The following is a 22,103-nucleotide window of genomic DNA, read 5'->3' as shown; positions in this document are numbered from 1 at the left end:
CTTTATATTAGATACCTTGGAGATAAAACGTGACCGTTATTCTGGATAAAAAAATACTTAAAAATTATTCTACACCTTTTATTGCTGCCGAAGTTGGAATTAATCACAATGGAAGCCTTGAAAAAGCATTTAAAATGATTGATGTAGCCAAAGCCGCTGGCGTAGATGCCGTTAAATTTCAAACTTTTAAAGCCCGCGAATTTGTTACAGATAAAAAACAAACTTATACTTATTATTCTCAAGGAAAAAAAGTAACCGAATCGATGCTGGCTATGTTTGAGCGTTACGAATTTAACGAAACTCAATGGGTTAAAATTAAGAAAAAATGTGACAAAGAAAGAATTTATTTTTTATCTACACCTCAAAACGAGTCTGATCTGCAGGTATTGTTAAAATTAGGCATTGGTGCCATTAAAGTGGGCTCGGATGATTTAACCAACACGCCCCTGCTTAAAGCATATGCTAAAACAAAACTCCCTCTCATCTTATCTAGCGGGATGGCTACATTTGAAGAAGTAAAAGCAGCCCTTCAGGCAGTAGGCGCCTTTAAGGGATATCCAACTATTATGCTGGCATGTACCTCGGAATATCCTACCCCTCCTTCCAGTGCTAATTTAAATCGTATTGAAACGTTAATGAATTCCTTTAAAAATATTCCTATTGGTTATTCCGATCATACCGAAGGTCCTATTGCATCATCGGTAGCCGTGGCCTTAGGAGCCTGCTTTTTTGAAAAACATTTTACACTAAACCATAACCTCCCTGGTCCCGATCATTGGTTTTCGGAAGATCCTAAAGGCTTAAAAGAATGGGTAACTGCCATTAGAACTGCCCATTGTATGTTAGGGTCGGGGCAAATAGTGCCCACCAAGGCAGAAACAAAAATGCGCAAAATGGCCCGGCGAAGTATTGTGGCCATTACTCCAATTGCTAAAGGAGAAAAATTTTCATTACTTAATATTGCATTGAAACGCCCTGGCGACGGATTACCACCTGCAATATTGCCGCACTTAATAGGAAAGAAGGCACTTAAAAATATTAAAATTGGTGCCCAATTAAAACGTGGAGATATTTCTTTAAGATGATCAAACACAATTCCCCTACACTTGGAAAAGAAGAACAGCAGGCGGCAGCTCGCGTAATAAAATCTCAATATTTAGCACAGGGTGAGGAAGTTCGCTTATTTGAAAACGAAATATGTTCTTATTTAGGACTTCCGCCGGGCCATGCCGTGGCTGTCTCTAGCGGAACAGCAGCTCTTTACATGGCGTTATGGGCACTTAAAGCCAAAAATAAAAAAGTGGCAATTCCAGCTTACTCCTGCTCGTCTTTACGCCATGCTGTTAGCATGGCTCAGGGCAAAGAAGTTTTGGTAGATAGTAACCGTCATAATCCCAATATTTGCCAAACCAGTCTTTCAAAAAAGAAAGCGCATATTGCTATTATCCCCCATTACTATGGAATCCCCTATTCTCCCATTGTACAAATTACAAAAAAAATGCCGGTTATTGAAGATTGTGCCCAAGCCTTGGGAGCTAGCATCAAGGGTAAAAAAGTAGGACTTTTTGGAACTCTCGGCGTCTTTTCATTTTATGCCACAAAGCTTATTACCAGCGGCGGTCAAGGAGGAATGGTTGTATCCAAAAATAAAAAACTTATTGAGTCTATCCGCGATTATCTCCAATTTGACTGCCGACACGACTATAACAAACGCTTTAATTTTCAAATGACCGATTTAGCAGCTGCTATTGGGCGGGCACAACTTAAAAAGCTACCTTCCTTTCTTAAAAAGAGAGAGTCTCTGTTTAAAGCTTATCAAAAAGAAAAACTTCCTTTGGTAGATACACAAACAAATGCTCTTAAGCCAGTACGTTACCGTGCCCTTTATTACACCACTTCACCTCAAAGCATTTTAAAAAAGCTCAAACAAAAAAATATTACTGGTATTATCCCGCTTGAAGAATGGGAATTACTGGGGCCGGCTAGCCATTTTCAGCAAGCCTATTATTGGACACAGCATTTAGTATCACTCCCTCTTTATCCCTCACTTTCATTACGGGATATAAAACGTATTGCAGGTGCTTTAAAATGATTTTAACCGCTCATCAACCTGTTTACCTTCCCTGGCTAGGTCTTTTTCATAAAATCGCCCTAGCCGACCAATTTTGTTTTTTTGATAATGTACAATTTCAAAAACGGGACTGGAATAGTCGTAACAAGATCAAGTTTACTAACGGCAAAGCCGACTGGCTAACTGTTCCTGTATTAAACAAAGATTATTTAAACCGTTCTTTTTTGGATATTGAAATCAACAATGCTCTTCCCTGGCAACGCAAGCATTGGAAATCGATTGAACTCAATTATAAAAAAGCCCCTTACTTCAAAGAATATGCTCCACGCCTTCAAGAATTTTACGAAAAAACCTGGCAAACTCTGGCTGAACTTAATTACCAAATGCTACTCTACTTTTTAAAGGAACTTGGTATCACCGTTCCTGTTGTTCGGATGAAAGATTATGACTTTAAGGGAGCTAAATCCAATCTAGTACTCGACATGTGTATTCAATTAAAATCCAATCTCTATATTTTTGGACAAGAGGGAGAAAACTACGCCGAGCAAAACGCCTTTAAAGATGCCGGCGTTCGTGTTTTTTTTCAAAACTATCAACATCCTACTTATTCGCAAATTAATGGTCCCTTCATTTCTCACTTGTCCATTATTGATTTGCTTTTTAACTGTGGACCCAAAAGCTTAGAAATTCTTATGCAGGGCAATATCTCTAAACAAGAGCTTATTCACTTCTCATAAGAGCTTTATTTTGCTAAAACTCTTAGCGAAAGGACAAATCATGAACAAAAATATCACCCGTACCGATACCGAACAAACCTATCAAAAAGAAATGGAATCTTTTTTTATGGAAGCTAGCGGCACTATAAATGATAAGCTGGCTAATTTTTCTCGATTTGTAAGCCGCCAAACATTGGCCATTTTTTTATATAAATATGAGCTCTTTAAACAAATTATTCCGGTTCATGGCTCCATTATTGAATTAGGAGTTTTTAGAGGTGGCGGCAGCTTTAGTTTTGCGCAACTCAGCGCTATTTTAGAACCTTATAACTACCAACGTAAAATTGTAGGCTTTGATACTTTTGAAGGTTTCCCTTCTGTTGCCAGCCAAGATTCTTTAGGGAAGCAAGGTACAAGTCCAAAAAAGGGTGATTTTTACACCTCTAAAAATTTTAAGGAAGAACTCGAAAAAAATGTCAGTTTGTACGACTCTAATCGTTTTATTAATAATGTAGAAAAACTTTCTTTTGTTAAGGGTGATATCAACCAAACCCTTCCTCAGTATATTAAAGAAAACCCACACACAGTTATCTCTCTGGCTTATTTTGATATGGATATTTACGAACCCACAAAAAAAGCGCTGGAAACAATTTTACCACGCATACCCAAGGGCGGCATTGTAGCCTTTGATGAAGTAAATAACGCCAGCTGGCCCGGTGAAACTTTGGCGCTTTTAGAAACTGTAGGGCTTAAAAACGTTCGTCTGCAAAAATTTGTGTTTGAACCATGCCGCTCTTATTTTGTAGTGGAATAGTAAAGGAAGCCTGCATGTCTTTTTCAAATGAATGGGACGATGTTTATAAAAACAACCTGCAGCTCAGTATTTTTCCATGGTCTGATCTGGTGAGTTTTGTGATGAGACATGTAAAACCTGCTACCGGACTTAAAGTTCTCGAGTTAGGCTGTGGAGCCGGCGCCAACATCTCACTTTTTCAGCATTTAAAATCCGATTATTTTGCCATAGAGGGTGGCTCTTCTATTGTAAGTATTTTACATAAACAATTTCCGGAATTAAAAGATAAAATCATTTGTGGTGACTTTACACATAATATTCCATTTCAAGAAACTTTTGACTTAATTGTTGATCGTAGCTCTCTAATCCATAACAATGTAACTTCCATTCAAAAAACTTTAAAAATGGTATACGATCGCTTAAAACAAGGGGGGCATTACATTGGTATAGACTGGTTTTCCACTCTCCATTCCGCCTTTAATAAAGGTGAAACTTGCGATGACTCTTATACAAAACATAATTTTAAAGAAGGTCAATTTAGAGATATAGGCAAGGTTCATTTTTCTGACGAACCCCATTTAAGAGAGTTGTTGAAAGATTATAAAATAAAAGTAATTGAACTAAAAACAATCTTACAAAAAGAACCGGCAACAGGGCACCAATTTAGCTCGTGGAACTTTGTTGCGCAAAAAACTTAAGCACCAAATCGAGCATCGTCAACTGCATCAACAATTTTAAAGTTTTTAGGCCAACCTTTTTTCTTATATTCTTTATCCCTAATATCATCGTATCGAAATTGAAGGGACAAACGCATTCCAGGAGCCTCTTTAATTATTCCGCTTCTATGTACAATGTAACTATTAAAAACTACAAAATCACCAAATTGAAGATCTAGACTTACCTCTTTAAAGTCATGAATACGTGTATCAATAATATCAAATTTATTTTTACCACATTCATATACACCATTTTTATGACTACCCTCTTTTATTAATAAACTACTATTTTTAGTATGTGGCCCTACAGCATGTAGAGGTGCCCATACTACAATGCTGTTGCCTGCAAAACATTCATGATAACTATCTTGATGCCACGGAAACCATCGACTGGGTGGATTATTAGATAAATCCAAACGCCAAGTGGGGTAACTGGAAGCAATAGGAGAAGCTACACCAATTTTTTTTAACGCCTCTAAAATTTGAGGATGGGAACAAGCCATAAACATCTCAAAAGTACGGTCGAGCAAATCATAAATTTTAAGAACTTCCTCGCGATCTTCAGCGTATTTTTGGGTTAAAAAAGAACCTACAGCTTCGGTTTGATCAATAGGGGGAAAACTGGGATAAAGCTCTTTGAATAAAAACTCAAGTTTTTGCTTTACCGGCATAAAAACATTTTGAAAGCCGGAAAATACTTTATAGCCTTTTTTATCAAACTCTTGATCCATACACTATTCCTTCACAAAATAGCTGCGCAGCGGTTCAAACGAGCATTTTTTAAGTTTACCGCTTTTACCTTTAAAAAATTCCAAAAAGGCCTTGGTTTCACCAGGCCAGGCCGGATTATTAAGCTCGTCAAAAGCAATAATACCACCGGGAACAACACGGTCGTAAAGTTGCTCCAAGGCAAATTTAGTGGGTTCATAAAGATCCAAATCGAGATAGATGAGAGAAAGTAACAAATGAGAATTTTTTTCTATGTAATCAGGCACGGTATTGAAAATATCGCCTTTTACAAATTCCAATTTTTCAATATGGCCAATGGGACGGTTCAAATCAAAAATTTCTGCACCTTCACGCAATTCGTCGCACATTGAATCGGACACATAAAAACCACCTTTTTGCAGTAAGGCCGAATGGTTTTTAGTAGCACGGTCGCTATCGGAAATTGCATTAAAACCTTCGTAGGTATCAAAACCAATAATTTTGCGCTGATAGTTAAAGGGTTCTAAAATGGCCGAAAAAGAAGCAAATGAAAACATACCCGAGCCCATAAATACTCCAAATTCTGCAATAGAACCTTGTACGTTTAAAATTTCTTTAAAAAGTTCCCATTTAAAAAGATAAATTGCTTGTTGTTGGCGCGATACAAAGCGTGGAAAACTTTGCATTTTTTGAGCAAAGCTACCTGAGGATTTTTTATAATGCTCTTCTATCTTTTGCGTGTATTCCTTATCACTGGAATTACGTAATTTTTCATCCACCACCGGCACATCGTTATATTTTGGTTTCATAGCATTTCCCATTTAAATTAAAAGCGAACCATACCCCAACCGCCGGGTAAAAATTCGCCTTGAGTTTCTATATTTTTGTTAGGCTCAAAGCCAGGCAGCATATGCCCGTATTTGGCGTACATATTTTTGGATTTAGAATCGTTTTCAATGAGATCTAAAATTTTATCTCTCACTTCAAGAGCTTTTTCAGTATTTCCCATACCAGCAAATGAGACCATTCTACCCCACCATCCAAAAATATGGAAAGGGTATTCACGAGTAATTCCTTCAAAAAGACGTTCAGCTTGAACAAAATTGCCTTCTTTCAGGTTTACATTGTTTAAAAAGTTCACTTCCAAATTGGCTTTATAGTGAATTTCGCACAATTCAACGGCGCTTACCTCTTTGGTATCAAATTGGCGAGCAATCATGGTGGAAATTTCGCGGTCGCGCTTTAATTTATCAAAATCCTTATCCCACATCACTTCATCGGGAGGAAGGACATCCATGCTTTGAAACTGGTCATACATTTCAGATCCTACCAGAGGAGCCGCAATATTGATATTAGACCAATCGGCATTCACTTCGTGGATATACTCAATGGTTTCCTTCATCATTTCTTTGGTTTCACCCGGAAAACCGATGATGAAACCGGTACGGGTGATGATGCCTATGCTTCTTAAGTAGGCAATCATTTTTTTTGCCTTACCCAAGTTAACACCCTTTTTTACAATATGCTGCTGCACATAAGGTGATCCTGATTCGATGGCAATATTAACCATCTTCATACCCGCAGCCTTCATAAGATCAATAATTTCGTGTGTGGTGGCATTCACGTTTAAGGCGTTGGGAAAAATAATTTCAAAACCTTCCACTTCTTCCTTAAACTTAATAAATTCTTGCAATAATTCTTCGGCCTGTTTGCGGCTACAAACAAACATATCGTCTTCAAAAGCAAATACGTTTACACCAAACTTTTTATGGATAAGTCGCATTTCTTCCATTACATTTTCTACCGAGCGGTAACGCATGGCTCTACCATGTACTGTATGGGAAGCACAAAAGGTACATTTAAACGGACAACCACGCGAGGTCATCATGATGGCCGCGCGTTTTTCATACAGTACATCTTCATCATATTCAAAACGACGCATCCGTGTAGCCTGACGAATATATGATTCCATATCTAAAAGATCCCAATCGGGCAAAGGTACTTTATCTAAATCGGCAATATAATCGGTAATGGGTTTAAACCCCGAAACAGCTATCGCTTCTCTATTATAAATTCCTTTGATAGAATTTCTTTTTTTGAGATCGTGAAAATTATCTACAAAAGCAGTAAAAGCTTCTTCACCCTCGCCTTTGCACACATAATCTACATCGTCACTTTTTAAAATGCGTTCTACAGCATTGGAAGAATGCATCCCTCCAAAGATAATAACGGCATTGGGCCATTTCTTTTTAAGATGAGCACTGGCTTTTAAAGCAAAATAATGGGCGGTAGAAAACATAACCGAAAAGGCAATCACATCCGGTTCAAAATCGAGGCAATGTTCGGCTACTTGTTCAATATAAGAATCACAATCGTCATACTGATATGATTCACGCATGTGTGTTTGATAATCGATGCACCCTACTTTACCCAGTGAATTGTTGTTGTATTTTTTAACGTAAGAAGAGAGATATAAAATACCTAAAGGAAGGCCAAAGGGAATGTCTAAGAGTTTACTTTCTTTTGTAATGTATTCCGATTTATCAATCCAGCGAGCCGGCATGTTCACAAAGGCCACATTCACCGGATTTTTAGTTACCGCATTGTCTTGAGTTTTTTCAATTACCGAAGTTTCCATACATTCTCCTTTTAAAGACGGATGCACAATAGTATGCCGATAACTAAAGCAAAGTTTATGCCAGTTGAAAAAATTGAGTTTTTTTAAAAAAGCTATATTTTATAAGTATTTATCACACATAGGGATACCCCCTACTAAATAGGGCTGCAAATTTTGCAGCTATGATTAGCTTTAAAAGTCAGTAGGCGTCATGTCTTTTAAATGAAGGTTTTTGATATATTGCAAACCTTTTGAAAATAATTACTGCTGTTTGGGAAAAAAGAAGTTTGCTGGACTCCTACGTCAAAAATGAAAGAACATTTTTATGATTAATGCGCATCATTCCAATTACTGCCTACGCCTACTTCCACTTTTAAGGGAACTGTGGTTTTAAAAGCACCTTCCATCTCGCCTTTCACAAATTCTTTTACTTTTTCCACATCCGCAACAGGTACTTCAAACACCAATTCGTCATGTACCTGCATGATCATTTTAGAGCCAGAGCTAATGGCCGCAAGCTTTTGATCAATGGCAATCATGGCCTTTTTAATAAGATCGGCCGCCGAACCCTGAAAGATGGTGTTAAACGCCATTCTTTCTGCATTTTGACGCTTAAGCTTATTGTCACTACGTAAATCGCTTACCAAACGGTGCCTACCCAACATGGTGCGTACCACACCTATTTCTTTGGCCTCGGCCAATACCTTTTCTTTATAAGCCATTACGCTGGGATACTGCTCATAAAAAGCCTCAATGTAACTTTTAGCCTCAGCTTGTGGAATTTCGAGCAAATCGGAAAGACCAAAAGCCGATTGGCCATAAAGAATCCCAAAGTTAACAGTTTTAGCGCGCGCACGTTCATCGGGAGTGATCTCTTCTAATTTTTTATTAAAAAGCTTAGCTGCCGTAATACGATGGATGTCTTCATTATTTTGAAAAGCTTTGACTAAAATTGGGTCAAGAGTCAATTCGGCCAGCAAACGTAATTCAATTTGTGAATAATCGGCGGAAATAATTTTAAATCCGGGAGGCGCCACAAAAGCTTTGCGAATTCGGCGTCCCTCATCGCTACGGATGGGAATATTTTGTAAATTAGGATCAGACGAACTTAAGCGCCCTGTAGCCGCCACCGTTTGATTATACGAGGTATGAATACGCCCGGTTTCAGGGTTTAAAAGTTCTTTGAGTTGAATGACATAAGTTGAAAGCAATTTAGAGAGCATCCTGTGCTCGAGCAAAATTTTAGGCAAGGGATGAAGATCCTGAAGCGCCATGAGCACATCAACATCGGTAGAAAAACCCGTTTTGGTTTTCTTTTGAACCGGTAACTGCAATTTAACAAATAAAATTTCGGAAAGCTGCTTGGGAGATGATAAATTAAATTCAAAACCAGCTAATTCATGTGCTTTTTTCTCGGCTTCTTTTAAACGGGATGAAAATTCTTTTTCAAGCTCACCCAAGTAAACCTGATCGACATACACGCCCTGCTTTTCCATCCTAAAAAGAACATCCACCAAAGGCAACTCAAGCTGAGTATAGCAGTCCCAAAGACCCGTTTCTTTTAACTTTTGATGGAGAACCGTAATAAGTCTGCCGGTGATATCAGCATCTTCGGCTGCATAAAAACTTACTTTTTCTACTTCTACGGCATCAATGGTTTGCCCCTTGGGCACAAGATCATCATAGGTTTGAGTTTTGTATTGCAGATATTCAGATGCCAAATAATCCATGTTGTGCGAGCTTTCGGGGCTAATGAGATAAGAGGCCAGCATCGAATCACCCATGAGCCCTTTTACCTCCACACCACACTGAAATAAAACCTTCATGTCAAACTTGGCATTTTGGGCAAATTTAGAAATTTTTTCTTTAGCAAAAAAAGGTTTTAACGCCTCTAAAACCATCTTACTTTCAAGTTGCTGTGGGCAACCCAAATAATGATGCCGAAGCGGGATATAAAAAGCTTCGCCAGCCACAAAAGAAAAACTCAGACCCACCAAGTGGCAGGTAAAGGGATTTAAACCTGTAGTTTCGGTATCAAAGGTAAAGGAACTAGCAGCTTCCATTTGTTTAAGAAAACTTTTAAAAGAAGCTTCATCTAAAATTGTAATGTAGTTTTGCTTGCTGATAGCTAGTGGGGCAACAGACACAGGAGCTGGAATATCCGCAAAAAAAAGACGCTTTAATTCTAGCTTAGCAAAAAAGGAGTTCAACTTCGCCTTATCGGGAGGCTGAAGTTCTAACTTATCCCAATTAAGTTCTATGGGGACTTCTTCATGGAGACTGGCCAATTTTTTTGACAAAAAAGCATTGTCTTTAGAAAAAATGAGTTTTTCCCGCAATTTTTCAGAAATATCCGAGCCCATGGTGGCATATAAATTTTCGATAGAGCCGTATTGTTGAATAAGCTTGGTGGCGGTTTTCTCCCCTACTCCTTTCACACCCGGGATATTATCGGATGAATCGCCCGCTAAACTTAAAATTTCTAATACCTGATGCGGTGGAACTCCAAAACGCTCAATCACTTCGGGAATATCAATTTCTTTATCCTTCATGGAATCGTAAATAATGACGCCATCCCCTACAAGTTGCATCAAATCTTTATCGGCAGATACAATTACTATTTCCAAAGGATCATCTTTTAAACCCTTTAATTTTCTTTCTCGGTATTGCTTTACAAAAGTGGCAATCAAATCATCGGCCTCAAAACCATCTTTTTGCAAAACAGGAATGGGATAGGTTTCTACAAATTCACGCACCTGAAAAAACTGTGGTTTTAAATCTTCGGGTGGAGCATCGCGGTTCGCTTTATACTCGTCATAAATTTCTTTACGAAAAGACGGCGTTGGTGAATCAAACACAATGGCCAAATGATCGGGCCTCTGCTCACGGATGAGCTTTAAAAGCATATTAGCCACGCCATAAGTCGCGTTTGTAGGAATACCCGAAGAGGTATTGAGGCTTTTAATGGCATAATAAGCTCTAAAAATGTAACCTGAGATATCAACCAAGTAGATTTTTTTTACTTCTTTAGGCATTAAAAAGTGGTATAGCTGTCTTTTGGCCCCGATGAAAGAAAAAATAACACTGCCCACCTACATTACCTTAACCCGCTTTTTACTGGTTCCGGTATTTATTTATCTTTTTCTACAGGAAAAATACTGGCCTTCGGTAATTGTTCTTGGAATTGCCAGTATTACCGATTTTTTAGATGGCCTTATTGCGCGTAAATTTAACATGCGTTCTAAACTAGGATCCATGCTTGATCCTTTAGCCGACAAATTTCTGATGTTATTAAGTTTTATTGCACTCTCAAAACTGGGAAGAATCCCCTGGGAACTGACTATTTTAATTGTGTTTAGAGATTTTGGAATTGTTTTTACAATTTTTATTTTTCTAAAGTTTATCAAAATAAAGCTGTATTACAAACCCACGCGTCTTTCAAAATGGGCCACTTTTTCGCAAATTATGGTGCTGGTACTCTCTTTTTTAGATGTGTTGTTTGAGAAAAGGCCCATTATTTTAAGCCCACAACACGAAACCTATTTTATGCTGTCTAAGATGCTTTTTACTTATGGTGCCATTATCTTTACAGTGATCACTTATTTTCAATACATTTATATGGGCTATAAATTTTATCGCTATGGGGAGCGTGAGGTTTCATAACCATATTTTTTCAACTTTTTAGCATCCTTGGTCCAGTTGTGGTCCACCTTCACGCGTAAATCTAAAAACACTTTTTCACCTGTAAGCTTAGAAATTTCAAGTCGAGCCTCAGTCCCAATTTTTTTAATAAGCGCAGCCCCCTTGCCAATCACCATTCCTTTTTGAGACTCACGTTCAACAACCAAAACTGCTGTAATACTGATCTTTTCTCTTTCTTCCTTATAGCTTTCAATCACAACGGCTAAGGCATACGGAATTTCTTCAAAAGTGTGCTGGGTAGCTTTTTCACGGATAATCTCGGCAGCCAAATCACGATAAGAAGCCGTAGTTAAACTTTCGGTATCATACAATGCAGGACCATCCGGCAATTTCTCTTTCATTATTTTAATAAGCTGATCCATCCCCTCTTCTTTTAAAGCTGATACAGTCACAACAGGAATATTGGGGAATTCGGTTTTAATTTTTTTATCCAAATACGTTGGCAAATCCATTTTATTCACAATCATCACCCACTTTTTATCCTTTAATTTTTGATGCTGCTCATGGGCATACGCAATAAGCGGCTCTTGCGGATTTTGATCGGGAGAAAATACAACACCTATAAGATCGGCATCTTTGACAGCTTCATCCAACTCACTTAATAAAAACTGGTTTAATTTTTTGGCAGAATTGTGAAAACCCGGCGTATCAATAAAAATAATTTGTGAATCGTTGTCGTTATAAATACCTAATAAACGTTTACGCGTAGTTTGAGGTTTATCTGTAACGGCCGCTATTTTTTCTTTAAGGATGGAATTTAATAGAGTAGATTTGCCGGCATTAGGATAGCCCAAAAAAGCCACGTAACCACATGTAAACTTTTTTGCGGTCATTCTTTCCCGTTCATTTTTTCAAGCGCTGCCAAGGCTTCAAGAGCTGCCTGCTGCTCGGCTTGTTTTTTACTTTTTCCCTGACCGCGGCCATAAATTTCATTTTTAATATAAAGATTTACTTCAAAAGTTTTATCATGATCAGGTCCACTTTCACCTACCAAATGATAGCGTGGAATAGCCTTAAAACGATTTTGTGATTCTTCCTGAAGCTTGGTTTTATAATCGCGGGTAATATCTTTCTTTTTGGCTGTTTTTAAAATTTCCAAAAACTGCCCCTTAATCACTTTATGCGCTTTGGTAAAATTAGAATCGAGATAAATAGCACCCAATACGGCCTCATAAGCATCAGATAACAGTGAGTCTTTATTACGCCCCTGGCATTGGTCTTCACCGCGTCCCAAAAATAAATAATGGCCCAAATCAATTTTACGGGCTAATTCAGCTAAACTTGTTTCATTAACCACCGCTGCACGCAGTTTAGACAAGTCGCCTTCACTTTCCTCGGTAAATAACTTAACCAGTTCGTGACTTACAGCAAGTTCCAGCACCGCATCGCCCAAAAATTCATAGCGCTCGTTTTGCTCCAGCGGAGATAAGCGGTGCTCATTAGCAAACGATTTATGAGTAAGGGCCCGTTTAAGCAAACTTTTATCGGTAAATGAATAGCCGAGCTTGGACTCGAGAGTTTTCAGTTTTTTAATGTCGGTCTTGGATATTCTTTTCTTTTTTCCCGAAAAAAGGGAAATAAACCATTCCATAGAAATAAAGCAGCGGGATAAAGGCTTAAAAAGAGATTTTTTAAAATAAGATCCGTTCCTTAAACCAAAAGCCCGGTTTCCGGGCCTTTAACCTAAGGCACGTGTCCCTTCTTTTACAGGGCAGATCATTAATTATTATCTAATAATCTGCCCAGTATTAATCAGGCACCAAATTACTATCGTAATTTTTTTAAACTGATTAATAAAATGCACTTTTGTCAATTTCACCACGCATACCGGTTGCAGTAAAACGGGTCAGTTTTACCGGCACTGTTTTGCCAAATTCATGCCAGAGTGGGCCCATTAATTCAACCGAAATATAATTATCGGTTAATGCTTTGGCCGAAAACTTATGTTTTTCCAATATAGCCGGCCTTACCTCCCCTACAAAATTTTGGGTAAAAGCGGCTTTTTTAGCCTCCGACAACAAACGAATCACTTTAGCTCGCTTTTTACGGGTTTTAAGGTCGATTTGATCGGGGAAAGAAGCAGCCTTCGTCCCCTGACGCACAGAATACGGAAATGTATGCACATACGTAACCGGAGTTTCGTTGATAAGATTATAGGTATTTTGAAACGCTTCTTCAGTTTCACCAGGAAATCCAACAATAACATCAGTCCCAATACAAATATGAGGGATGCGCTCTTTGAGTTTATGGGTGAGATCACGAAAAACTTGTGCCGTATACCGACGCTTCATACTTTTTAAAACTCCATCATCCCCACTTTGCAGCGGCAGATGCACATGCGGACAAAAAACTTGAGAAGAAGCAAAAAAATCAATCATCTCATCGGTAAATTCTTCAGGATCAACCGAACTAAGACGCACACGCTTTACGGGTTTTTCCCGTTCAATACGATAGAGTAAATCCATCAAGGTTGTTTTAGTATCGAGATCTTTTCCATAAGTACCTAAATGGATACCGGTGAGCACTACTTCTTCAACCTTCTGCTCATTTAATTTGTGAAGGGACTCCATCACCGTATCGGGCAAGACAGAACGATTGAGTCCGCGAGAATAAGGAACAATACAAAAGCTGCAAAACTGGCTACAACCATCCTGAATTTTTAGAAAGGAACGCGAATGATTATCGAGCGTTAAACCGCCACCAAAAAAAAGAGAAGAGTCTTTTAAGCCTTCCGATTTTAAAATCACCGGCGCTTGAGGCTTTTCGTTTTGATTAAGTACCGTAAGAACATTTTCCTTGGTGAGATTCCCCACAATATAATGAAGCCCTTCTACATCTTTAAACTTGTCGGTACTCGCTTCGGCGGAACAGCCCGTAAGTAAAGTGATTGCGTTTGGATTGTTTCTTTTAGCTTTATGAATATGCTGGCGAGCTTCGATATCGGCTTCGCCGGTAATAGAACACGAATTAATCACATACACATCGGCTTCTTCGTTAAATCCCACTACTTCACACTGCTCATCACGAAACATTTTAGCCAAAAAAGCCCCATCATATTGATTAGCGCGGCATCCAAATGTGGTGAGAGCTATTTTCTTCATGAATGAATCGCTTTCTCAATAATACCGCCACCAATAACTTCATTCCCTCTATAAAATACAGCCGATTGGCCAGGCGTTACCGCCGGATACTTTTCACTAAATTTAATCAACACATCACTCCCATCAATTTTTTCAATCACAGCAGGAATCTCCTTTTTTTGATAACGCACTTTTACACCACATTCCTTATTATTGCCCAAAGCTTGAATCCAATTAACGCCCGAAGCCTTTAGCCCGGACGACAACAAATCTTCTTTCCCACCTAAAATCACCGTTTTCCTTTCGGCATCCAATCCCGTCACATAGGTGCGTTCGCCAAAGCCAATCCCCAAGCCACGGCGCTGGCCAATTGTGTAATGATGAATCCCGTTATGCTCTCCCAAGATATTGCCCTCACCATCCATAAAAAAACCCTTTTCGGGAGCTTTGGAGGGATAATTTTTATCAATAAACTCGGCATGCTTGTGATTAGGCACAAAACAAATATCCTGGCTCTCAACTTTATCGGCCGTTACCACACCCGCACGGCGCGCCACCTCACGCACTTCTTTTTTGGTTAGATGACCAATGGGAAAAAGAGTTTTTCTTAACTCTTCCTGCGTAAGCCCATAAAGTACATACGATTGATCTTTGTCGGGATCCACGCCCTTTACAAGATGGACCTGCCCATCGGCATCGCGTGTTAGTTGAGCATGATGCCCGGTAGCAAGATAATCCGCCCCCAGTTTTTGTGCTTCTTTATACAGCTCACCAAATTTTACATGCTTATTACACTGGATACACGGGTTTGGCGTATGGCCCAACGCATATTCATCCACAAAGTTCTGGATCACATGCTTTTCAAAAGTTGCTTTAAAGTTAAAGGCGTAAAACGGAACGCCAATAAGATTACACACATCACGTGCATCGGTAATATCCTCAACAGAGCAACAGGTTTTACCATTTTCTTTGGCACCACGGCCGTAGTCCCACACCTTGAGAGAGATACCGATTACGTCGTAACCTTGTTCTTTTAAAAGAACAGCAGCCACAGACGAGTCGACACCTCCGCTCATGGCAACAACGACTCTTTTTTTCTTTGATTCAACCATAACTACAGTAACCCACCCCTAAAAGAGTAACCCCTCCCGACCTCCCCTTAGCCTAAGGGGAGGGGCTTTCTTCGCTCTCCCCCTTAAGCTAAGGGGGAGTTGGAGGGGGTTACTCTTCCAATGTTTTTTTTAAAACCCCCAAAATAAAATCAATCTCATCAATCGTCGTCATCCGTCCAAACGAGAACCGAATAGTGGACGATGCTTCTTCTTCCGAAATACCCATATTCAAAAGCACCCGAGATGGTTCAAAGGTACCTGAATGGCAAGCAGAACCAAAGGATACCGCCACTCCTTCCAAATCCAAACGAGCCAACATGGTTTCGGCATGAAAACCTCTAAAAGCAATATTTACTGTTGAAGCCAACTGCGCTGTAGAAGACTCATGAATTTTCATTTCTCTTTTAAAAGTCTTAAGACCAGTCACAAAACGAGACCTTAACATTTCCATTCTTTGTAACTCCAAACCTAAATCTTGAAGCCCATATTTTAATCCCGCATTGAGCGACATGATGCCAATCAAATTTTCGGTACCGGCACGGTTACCTCGCTCGTGCAAACCACCTAAAATTTGCGGTTTAAAGGCTGTTACATCCTTAACCAGCAATCCCCCTACCCCTTTTAATCCATAACACTTGTGTGCAGAAAAACTTAAATAATCAACATCTAACTCATTAAATAATAATGGTATTTTACCAAGTGCACAAGTTGCATCCGTGTGCACTACAGATCCAGCTTCATGAGCTATGGCAGCAATATCTACAATAGGCAAAACCATACCTGTTTCATTATTGGCCAACATCACACTCACTAATGCAGGAGATTCCTGGAGAGCAAAATCAAGTAAGGTCACATCCAATTTACCTTCTTCATCAACAGGGATTGTAACCACCTGATAACCTAAGGCACCCAAAGCCTGGGCTTTTTTGTAAACTGAATCGTGCTCAATACCCGATAAAATAATCTTTCCGTCTGGATACATATCCACAAACGACTGTAAAACAGCATTATTAGCCTCGGTAGCTCCACTGGTATAAATAACCTGATCAGCTTCAGCACCCAAATAACCAGCGGTTATAGTCCGTTCTCTATCTAAAAACTCACGAGCAGCACGACCTTCGGCATGAATGCTGGATGGATTTTTATAACCCTCCCCTAAAAAAGAGCGAAGATATCCCTCAAAGCCCGGGGCTAAGGGGGTCGTTGCATTATAATCGGCATAAACACGCATGATGAAAGTGTATAGTATTAATGATAGGCCAGAAGCAAGAGGGAGAAATAAAAAAGGGCGTCGTTTGAGACGCCCTTTTTAAAAGCAATATTAACCAACACTTACATGGTAGAACCCGGGGCTGGAGCCTCGGTTGAAGGGTCGGTACCTACCTCAACCCCACCGTCTTGCTGCAGAATCACAAATTCTGTTCTACGGTTTTGGCTCATACCTTCCTTGGTGGTGTTATCAGCAATGGGCTGCGATTCACCATAACCTTTAGCCACTAAGCGTGACGGCTCAATACCTTTACTAATAAGATATTCCATGGCCGAGTGAGCACGAGCATCCGAAAGTTTTCTATTATACTCGTCGCTAGCACGCGCATCGGTATGTCCTTGTACTTCCACCAAACGAAGCTGGGGATTTTTCATCATAACATCAACCACATCATCTAACACAGGATAGGAGATGGGTTTGATGGTGGCTTTATCAGTATCGTAAAAGATTTTACCCCACAGCACAATTTTGCCACCACGAATACGAGGATCGGGCGGTGGAGGTGGAGCCGGCTGAGGACATTCTGGACACTTGGGTTGACCACCGGTGTATTTTACACCCAAATAAGCTCTAAAACGGGGAGCACCTACACCATCAATAAGACCGGCCGTACCACCCACGTCTAAACCAAAACCAGAATTGGGAATAAGAAAGCGAACCGCGCCGCCCGCTTCAAGAGGCGATTCGGATCCTTCGGCAAACATGTTTTTAAGATTTGTAGAACCGGTAACTTCGGCAATACCATGAACGCCTTTAGAAAACTTTACATTAGCAGCCAAACCGTAGGTTAAACGATCATCAATATTAACGGCGTGACGTGTTACGTCGTCACGCAACAAAGCCCCTACGTTTAACGCCATGCTGAAGCGTTCATGAAAAATAAAATCGGTAATTAAGGATGCGCCCCCTGTCACGTGTCCGTTACCCGAATAGCGGCTAAAATCGCCGGAGGGTAAGGTCACATAAGGCATAAACGAAAAACCTACACGACTATTATCGGTGTTCACAATTCGAAACTTAAAATAGGCTGTAATGTCACCAAGCCCAGCAGCATGATCAGAGTCGGCGGCGGCATCATCGGTAAAAAACCAGCTATAACCCACCACAGGAATATTTAAACCAACAGTAAACCAGTCGGTAAAACCATAAGCACCATAAACATCGGCCACAAACATGTGATCAATAACCGATTGACGGCCCGTAGCAGCGCCGGTAGCCACAAATTGCAGGGGGCGATTGGCATAATCAAAATACACACCCAACGCACCTTGTCTTTGTCCTAAATTTTGTGATCCATACACGGTCACATAATCACCACTATCTACCGCGGGAGTAAAATTTATGGCAGAAAAATTGGAAATGTACCGGGCTTCAACCGGTGAAGTAAAAATTAAAAGTGCCAAAAAAAGAAATATGTAACACTTAAAGTTTTTAAACGGGAGTAAGTTCATGAAATGACTCCTTAATTAATTGTTGGGCTGACCTTGCGGTAAAATATGAAGGAAATCCCGATAAGTGTCAACAATTAGTTGATAAGTTTGAAGTTTTTTACGTTAAAGTCACAAAAAAATTAGAGGTGATCTTTAAGCAGTTTGTAATCAATAGCATCTACCAAGGCCTGATAACTTGCTTGTAATATATTTTCGGATACCCCTACCGTATTCCATTTAGAGTTACCGTCGCCGCATTCAATAATAACTCGCACATATGAAGCAGTTCCTTCACCGGCTGGCAACACGCGTACACGGTAATCTAATAATTTCATCCCGTTAATCACCGGATAAAAACGTTCAAGAGCCTTGCGCAAAGCCTGATCTAAGGCATGCACCGGACCAACACCTTCACCGGTAGTTTTTTCGGAATGGCCATTCACTTCCAAATGAATATCAGCTCGCGAATAAACTTTTGCCTCGTCTTCCGAAATATTATCGGTAACTGTAAAAGAATGCAGATTAAAATGCGGCTTATAGGCGCCTAAAGTTTTTTTAACCAGCACTTCAAACGAAGCCTCGGCACCTTCATATTCGTAACCTTTATTTTCTAAATTTTTAAGCGCACCTAATAATTGTTTCACCTTAGGATCGTTAGCTTCCAGCTTCACACCCACTTCAGCCATTTTTTTAGAAATGGTAGAAGCGCCCGAATAATCCGACACTAAAATACGTTGGGCATTCCCCACCAGTTCTGGATTGATGTGTTCGTAGGTGCGTGAATCTTTTAAAATAGCATTCACATGCATACCACCCTTGTGAGCAAAAGCGGATTTTCCAACGAAGGGCTGATAAGGTGTGCCCACACGATTAGCCATTTCATCCACAAAGCGCGAGATGGTGGTTAAATTTTTTAAACCTTTAGCACCAACAGCATCATAACCCATTTTGAGCTCGAGATTGGCAATGACGGTCAGCAAATTTACATTCCCGCAACGTTCACCCACGCCGTTGATAGTGCCTTGCACCTGAATAGCCCCGGCTTTAACAGCGGCCAGCGAATTAGCCACAGCTAAGCCGCCATCGTTATGCACATGGATGCCTAAGGGATGACGTACTTTGGATTTTACTTTTTTGATGATGGAGCTTACTTCATCGGGCAAAGTGCCACCGTTGGTATCACATAAAACCAAAACATCCGCCCCACCCTTTTTAGCAGCAAGCAGAGTTTTAATGGCGTAGTGAGGATTTGCTTTATACCCATCAAAAAAATGTTCGGCATCGTAGAATACCTGGCGTTTATTTTTTTTGAGATAAGCAAGACTGGAACGGATAAGCTCTAAATTTTCGTCCAAAGAAATCCCCAAGGCTGTCTTTACATGAAAATCCCAAGTTTTTCCAAAAATGCAAATCACCTTCGCTTTAGAAGCCAGTAAATCATTTAAGATGCGATCTTCTTCGGCACTATTAGAGGCTTTGCGCGTTGATCCAAACGCCACAAGCTTAGCATGCTTTAATTTGAGTTCCGTCTGGGCACGATTAAAAAACTCGGTGTCACGCGGGCTAGCCCCGGGCCATCCGCCTTCAATAAAATCCACACCCAATTGATCTAATTTTTCGGCAATAGATAATTTATTCTCTACGCTAAAATTAATATCTTCGGCCTGAGTGCCGTCACGCAATAAGGTATCGTAAATTTGAATGTGTTTTTTCTTAGCCATACATTCTCATTCTTAAAACTCTTCTCTTCCCCACCCGCAAACAAAACCTAAAGGCCGGCTCTACTTCCCAAGTCCAAACGCATCATGCAATTTCTTCACAGCATCTTTACCCTGTGATTTCTTCACCACCACCGAAATACGAATTTCGGAAGTGGAAATCATTTCAATGTTAATACCAGCACCCGAAAGCACTTCAAAAACTTTAGCGGCAACCCCAGCATGCGAACGCATCCCCACACCAATAACAGAAACCTTTGCTACGTCTTGATCGGCTTCCACTTTTTTAAATCCCACTTCACCGATGATTTGATCAATCACTTTTTTAGCTTTGGGCAAATCGCCACCGGGCACAGTAAAGGTCAAATCGGTAAGACCTTCGGCCGATATATTTTGAACAATCATGTCTACGTTAATATTGGCTTTGGCAATAGGTCCAAACACGTGAGAGGCTACACCCGGTTTATCGGGCAGGCCGCGTAAGGCAAGCTTTGCTTCGCTTTCATCAATTGTAATTCCTGATACAACTACATCTTCCATGGATTCCTCCGTTGTGATTAAAGTTCCCTCATTGTTATTAAAAGACGATTTTACAACCAGAGGTACTTTATATTTGGCAGCAAATTCAACCGAACGCACTTGCAAAACCTTAGCCCCACTACTAGCCATCTCAAGCATTTCATCATAAGTAACTTTTGGTAATTTTTGGGCATTGGGACAAATACGAGGATCGGTGGTATAAACCCCATCCACATCGGTATAAATTTCACACAAATCGGCCTTTAAGGCAGCCGCTAAGGCTACAGCCGTTGTATCCGACCCTCCACGTCCTAAAGTAGTAATATTGCCACCTTCATCCATACCCTGAAAACCAGCCACTACTACTATCTTACCTTCTTTAAGTGCGCTAAAAATAATATCGGCATCAATACGTTGGATACGGGCTTTGGAATAAGCCGAATCGGTAATAATTTTTACTTGGGTTCCCAAAAAGGATCGCGCCGGTTGGCCCATTTCCTGTAGCGCTAAGGCCAGTAATGCAATGGTTACCTGCTCACCAGTAGACACCAACTGATCTAACTCACGTTCATCGGGTTCAGTGGTAATAGACTTAGCCAAAGCTAAAAGACGATTGGTTTCCCCGGCCATGGCCGAGACAACCACCACAACATCGTGCCCTGCCTTTTTAGCTTCGATAGCTCTTTTAGCAACATTTTTAATCCGGTCAGCATCCTGCACCGAGGTACCGCCATACTTTTGTACAATTAAAGCCATAGGACACGTGGGTTTATAAGGAATTACAGGGAATGTCAATGTGAAGAAGAAAGGGATCCGGGGTTCGGGACACGGGATCCGTAAAGATAAAAAGAGCTCTTTTTTACGATTCCCGGTTCCCGTGCCCCGTGCTCCGAGAAAAGCGTTCGTAAAAAATCACAGAAGCCGCCTGCGCTACGTTAAGCGAATCAAAACCCTGGGCCATGGGGATTTTAAAAAGCTCATCACAGTTTTCGGCGGTGAGGCGACGCATCCCCTCGCCTTCACTGCCCAGAACCAAGGCCGTTTTTTGGGGGAATTCGATCTGAGAAAGAGTTTTTTTACCTTTAATATCGGCCCCATAACACCAATATCCGGCGTCTTTTAAATCTTTCATGAAGTTAATGAGGTTGGTGATGCGGCAAACGGCCAAATGTTCCAAGGCTCCGGCAGAGGCTTTAACAGCCGCGGGTGTTACTTCTACAGCACGGTCTTTGGGGCACACCAGCGCATCTACACCAAAGCACAAAGCACTGCGGGATATAGCGCCTAAATTTTGAGGATCTTGGAGTGAATCACATAACACTAGCGTAGACGGTTTATCACCACGCTCAATGATATCGCCTTCATCGGCATAAGGATAAGTTCCTACAGAAAATACAATTCCTTGATGCAAAGCGCCCTGCGTTAACGAATCGAGCTTGGTTTTATTGACACTATGAAACGCTTTAAACGATGGCGAAAGAAAAGGAATAAGTTCGGATTGCAGTGATTTAAAAAGTGTATCTTGAAGGTAGATTTCAAAAACAGGACGGCGAGAAGCCTTGAGACATTCGAGGGCCGGATTTTTACCGTAGAGTATCTGATTTTTACCGGTTTTCATGATTAAAGCCTGTTAACCTAAAACAAGTTTAAT

The 22,103-nt window shown here is 40.3% G+C and carries 19 protein-coding genes; 6 read left to right on the top strand and 13 right to left on the bottom strand.

Features of this window, described 5'->3' with window-relative positions:
- Positions 1 to 29: 29 nt before the first annotated feature.
- Genes K1X76_05115 through K1X76_05095 form a run of 5 tightly spaced genes read left to right on the top strand, consistent with a single transcriptional unit; the run spans position 30 to position 4,278 of the window.
- The gene (locus tag K1X76_05115; GenBank protein ID MBX7148444.1) at positions 30 to 1,085 is read left to right on the top strand and encodes an N-acetylneuraminate synthase family protein; all 1,056 of its coding nucleotides are present in this window, start codon (positions 30 to 32) and stop codon (positions 1,083 to 1,085) included.
- Entirely contained in the window at positions 1,082 to 2,092 is a 1,011-nt protein-coding gene (locus tag K1X76_05110; protein ID MBX7148443.1) for a DegT/DnrJ/EryC1/StrS family aminotransferase, read from the top strand. Before K1X76_05115 ends, K1X76_05110 begins: the two co-directional genes overlap by 4 nt.
- Entirely contained in the window at positions 2,089 to 2,808 is a 720-nt protein-coding gene (locus K1X76_05105; GenBank protein MBX7148442.1) for a WbqC family protein, read from the top strand. Before K1X76_05110 ends, K1X76_05105 begins: the two co-directional genes overlap by 4 nt.
- Positions 2,809 to 2,848: 40 nt before the next feature.
- Entirely contained in the window at positions 2,849 to 3,601 is a 753-nt protein-coding gene (locus K1X76_05100; GenBank protein ID MBX7148441.1) for a TylF/MycF family methyltransferase, read from the top strand.
- Positions 3,602 to 3,615: 14 nt separating this feature from the next.
- Complete coding sequence (locus K1X76_05095) at positions 3,616 to 4,278, top strand: class I SAM-dependent methyltransferase (protein MBX7148440.1); 663 nt, start codon at positions 3,616 to 3,618, stop codon at positions 4,276 to 4,278.
- Here K1X76_05095 and K1X76_05090 read toward each other — a convergent pair.
- From K1X76_05090 to polA, 4 genes are all read right to left on the bottom strand, one after another.
- Positions 4,275 to 5,027 (bottom strand): phytanoyl-CoA dioxygenase family protein, encoded by a 753-nt coding sequence (locus tag K1X76_05090; protein ID MBX7148439.1) that lies wholly within the window; start codon positions 5,025 to 5,027, stop codon positions 4,275 to 4,277. The genes K1X76_05095 and K1X76_05090 overlap by 4 nt on opposite strands.
- Before the next feature lie 3 nt (positions 5,028 to 5,030).
- Positions 5,031 to 5,813: a TylF/MycF family methyltransferase gene (locus K1X76_05085; protein ID MBX7148438.1), complete on the bottom strand. Its 783-nt coding sequence runs from the start codon at positions 5,811 to 5,813 to the stop codon at positions 5,031 to 5,033.
- A 17-nt stretch (positions 5,814 to 5,830) separates the two neighbouring features.
- Positions 5,831 to 7,642, bottom strand: a complete 1,812-nt coding sequence (locus K1X76_05080; GenBank protein MBX7148437.1) for a B12-binding domain-containing radical SAM protein — start codon at positions 7,640 to 7,642, stop codon at positions 5,831 to 5,833.
- Between the two features lie 308 nt (positions 7,643 to 7,950).
- Positions 7,951 to 10,629: a DNA polymerase I gene (gene polA, locus K1X76_05075; protein MBX7148436.1), complete on the bottom strand. Its 2,679-nt coding sequence runs from the start codon at positions 10,627 to 10,629 to the stop codon at positions 7,951 to 7,953.
- A gap of 58 nt (positions 10,630 to 10,687) precedes the next feature.
- Here polA and K1X76_05070 point away from each other — a divergent pair, with 58 nt between their 5' ends.
- Positions 10,688 to 11,284 carry a CDP-alcohol phosphatidyltransferase family protein gene (locus tag K1X76_05070; GenBank protein ID MBX7148435.1) on the top strand — a complete coding sequence of 199 codons (597 nt, stop codon included), beginning with the start codon at positions 10,688 to 10,690 and terminating at the stop codon, positions 11,282 to 11,284.
- Here the strand turns inward: K1X76_05070 and era are convergent.
- The 9 genes from era to rlmB form a co-directional block, all read right to left on the bottom strand.
- On the bottom strand, positions 11,260 to 12,156 hold the full coding sequence (gene era / locus K1X76_05065; GenBank protein ID MBX7148434.1) for a GTPase Era: 897 nt from the start codon (positions 12,154 to 12,156) through the stop codon (positions 11,260 to 11,262). The two genes, K1X76_05070 and era, sit on opposite strands and share 25 nt — an antisense overlap.
- A complete protein-coding gene (gene rnc / locus K1X76_05060) occupies positions 12,153 to 12,914 on the bottom strand; it encodes a ribonuclease III (protein MBX7148433.1) in 762 nt (253 codons plus the stop codon). The genes era and rnc overlap by 4 nt, the downstream gene beginning before the upstream one ends.
- A gap of 199 nt (positions 12,915 to 13,113) precedes the next feature.
- Entirely contained in the window at positions 13,114 to 14,424 is a 1,311-nt protein-coding gene (mtaB, locus tag K1X76_05055) for a tRNA (N(6)-L-threonylcarbamoyladenosine(37)-C(2))-methylthiotransferase MtaB (protein MBX7148432.1), read from the bottom strand.
- Positions 14,421 to 15,515, bottom strand: coding sequence for a tRNA 2-thiouridine(34) synthase MnmA (mnmA, locus tag K1X76_05050; protein ID MBX7148431.1), 1,095 nt, complete (start codon positions 15,513 to 15,515; stop codon positions 14,421 to 14,423). Before mnmA ends, mtaB begins: the two co-directional genes overlap by 4 nt.
- Before the next feature lie 109 nt (positions 15,516 to 15,624).
- On the bottom strand, positions 15,625 to 16,746 hold the full coding sequence (locus K1X76_05045) for a cysteine desulfurase (protein MBX7148430.1): 1,122 nt from the start codon (positions 16,744 to 16,746) through the stop codon (positions 15,625 to 15,627).
- 101 nt (positions 16,747 to 16,847) lie between these two features.
- Positions 16,848 to 18,236, bottom strand: coding sequence for an OmpA family protein (locus K1X76_05040; GenBank protein MBX7148429.1), 1,389 nt, complete (start codon positions 18,234 to 18,236; stop codon positions 16,848 to 16,850).
- Between the two features lie 119 nt (positions 18,237 to 18,355).
- Entirely contained in the window at positions 18,356 to 19,936 is a 1,581-nt protein-coding gene (cimA, locus tag K1X76_05035; protein MBX7148428.1) for a citramalate synthase, read from the bottom strand.
- Positions 19,937 to 19,996: 60 nt separating this feature from the next.
- A complete protein-coding gene (locus tag K1X76_05030) occupies positions 19,997 to 21,208 on the bottom strand; it encodes an aspartate kinase (GenBank protein MBX7148427.1) in 1,212 nt (403 codons plus the stop codon).
- Between the two features lie 103 nt (positions 21,209 to 21,311).
- Positions 21,312 to 22,070: a 23S rRNA (guanosine(2251)-2'-O)-methyltransferase RlmB gene (gene rlmB, locus K1X76_05025; GenBank protein ID MBX7148426.1), complete on the bottom strand. Its 759-nt coding sequence runs from the start codon at positions 22,068 to 22,070 to the stop codon at positions 21,312 to 21,314.
- Positions 22,071 to 22,103 lie beyond the last annotated feature (33 nt).

Source organism: bacterium, assembly GCA_019695305.1.
GTDB lineage: Bacteria > UBA10199 > UBA10199 > UBA10199 > JAIBAG01 > JAIBAG01.
This window is presented reverse-complemented; position numbering and strand designations above follow the sequence as displayed.

Bases quoted from the DNA above. Each gene is read 5' to 3' on its own strand.
- K1X76_05110 (MBX7148443.1), top strand. From the start codon at position 1,082: ATGATCAAACACAATTCCCCTACACTTGGAAAAGAAGAACAGCAGGCG.
- K1X76_05105 (MBX7148442.1), top strand. From the start codon at position 2,089: ATGATTTTAACCGCTCATCAACCTGTTTACCTTCCCTGGCTAGGTCTT.
- K1X76_05100 (MBX7148441.1), top strand. From the start codon at position 2,849: ATGAACAAAAATATCACCCGTACCGATACCGAACAAACCTATCAAAAA.
- K1X76_05095 (MBX7148440.1), top strand. From the start codon at position 3,616: ATGTCTTTTTCAAATGAATGGGACGATGTTTATAAAAACAACCTGCAG.
- K1X76_05090 (MBX7148439.1), bottom strand. From the start codon at position 5,027: ATGGATCAAGAGTTTGATAAAAAAGGCTATAAAGTATTTTCCGGCTTT.
- K1X76_05085 (MBX7148438.1), bottom strand. From the start codon at position 5,813: ATGAAACCAAAATATAACGATGTGCCGGTGGTGGATGAAAAATTACGT.
- K1X76_05080 (MBX7148437.1), bottom strand. From the start codon at position 7,642: ATGGAAACTTCGGTAATTGAAAAAACTCAAGACAATGCGGTAACTAAA.
- K1X76_05070 (MBX7148435.1), top strand. From the start codon at position 10,688: ATGAAAGAAAAAATAACACTGCCCACCTACATTACCTTAACCCGCTTT.
- era (MBX7148434.1), bottom strand. From the start codon at position 12,156: ATGACCGCAAAAAAGTTTACATGTGGTTACGTGGCTTTTTTGGGCTAT.
- rnc (MBX7148433.1), bottom strand. From the start codon at position 12,914: ATGGAATGGTTTATTTCCCTTTTTTCGGGAAAAAAGAAAAGAATATCC.
- mtaB (MBX7148432.1), bottom strand. From the start codon at position 14,424: ATGAAGAAAATAGCTCTCACCACATTTGGATGCCGCGCTAATCAATAT.
- mnmA (MBX7148431.1), bottom strand. From the start codon at position 15,515: ATGGTTGAATCAAAGAAAAAAAGAGTCGTTGTTGCCATGAGCGGAGGT.
- K1X76_05045 (MBX7148430.1), bottom strand. From the start codon at position 16,746: ATGCGTGTTTATGCCGATTATAATGCAACGACCCCCTTAGCCCCGGGC.
- K1X76_05040 (MBX7148429.1), bottom strand. From the start codon at position 18,236: ATGAACTTACTCCCGTTTAAAAACTTTAAGTGTTACATATTTCTTTTT.
- cimA (MBX7148428.1), bottom strand. From the start codon at position 19,936: ATGGCTAAGAAAAAACACATTCAAATTTACGATACCTTATTGCGTGAC.
- K1X76_05030 (MBX7148427.1), bottom strand. From the start codon at position 21,208: ATGGCTTTAATTGTACAAAAGTATGGCGGTACCTCGGTGCAGGATGCT.
- rlmB (MBX7148426.1), bottom strand. From the start codon at position 22,070: ATGAAAACCGGTAAAAATCAGATACTCTACGGTAAAAATCCGGCCCTC.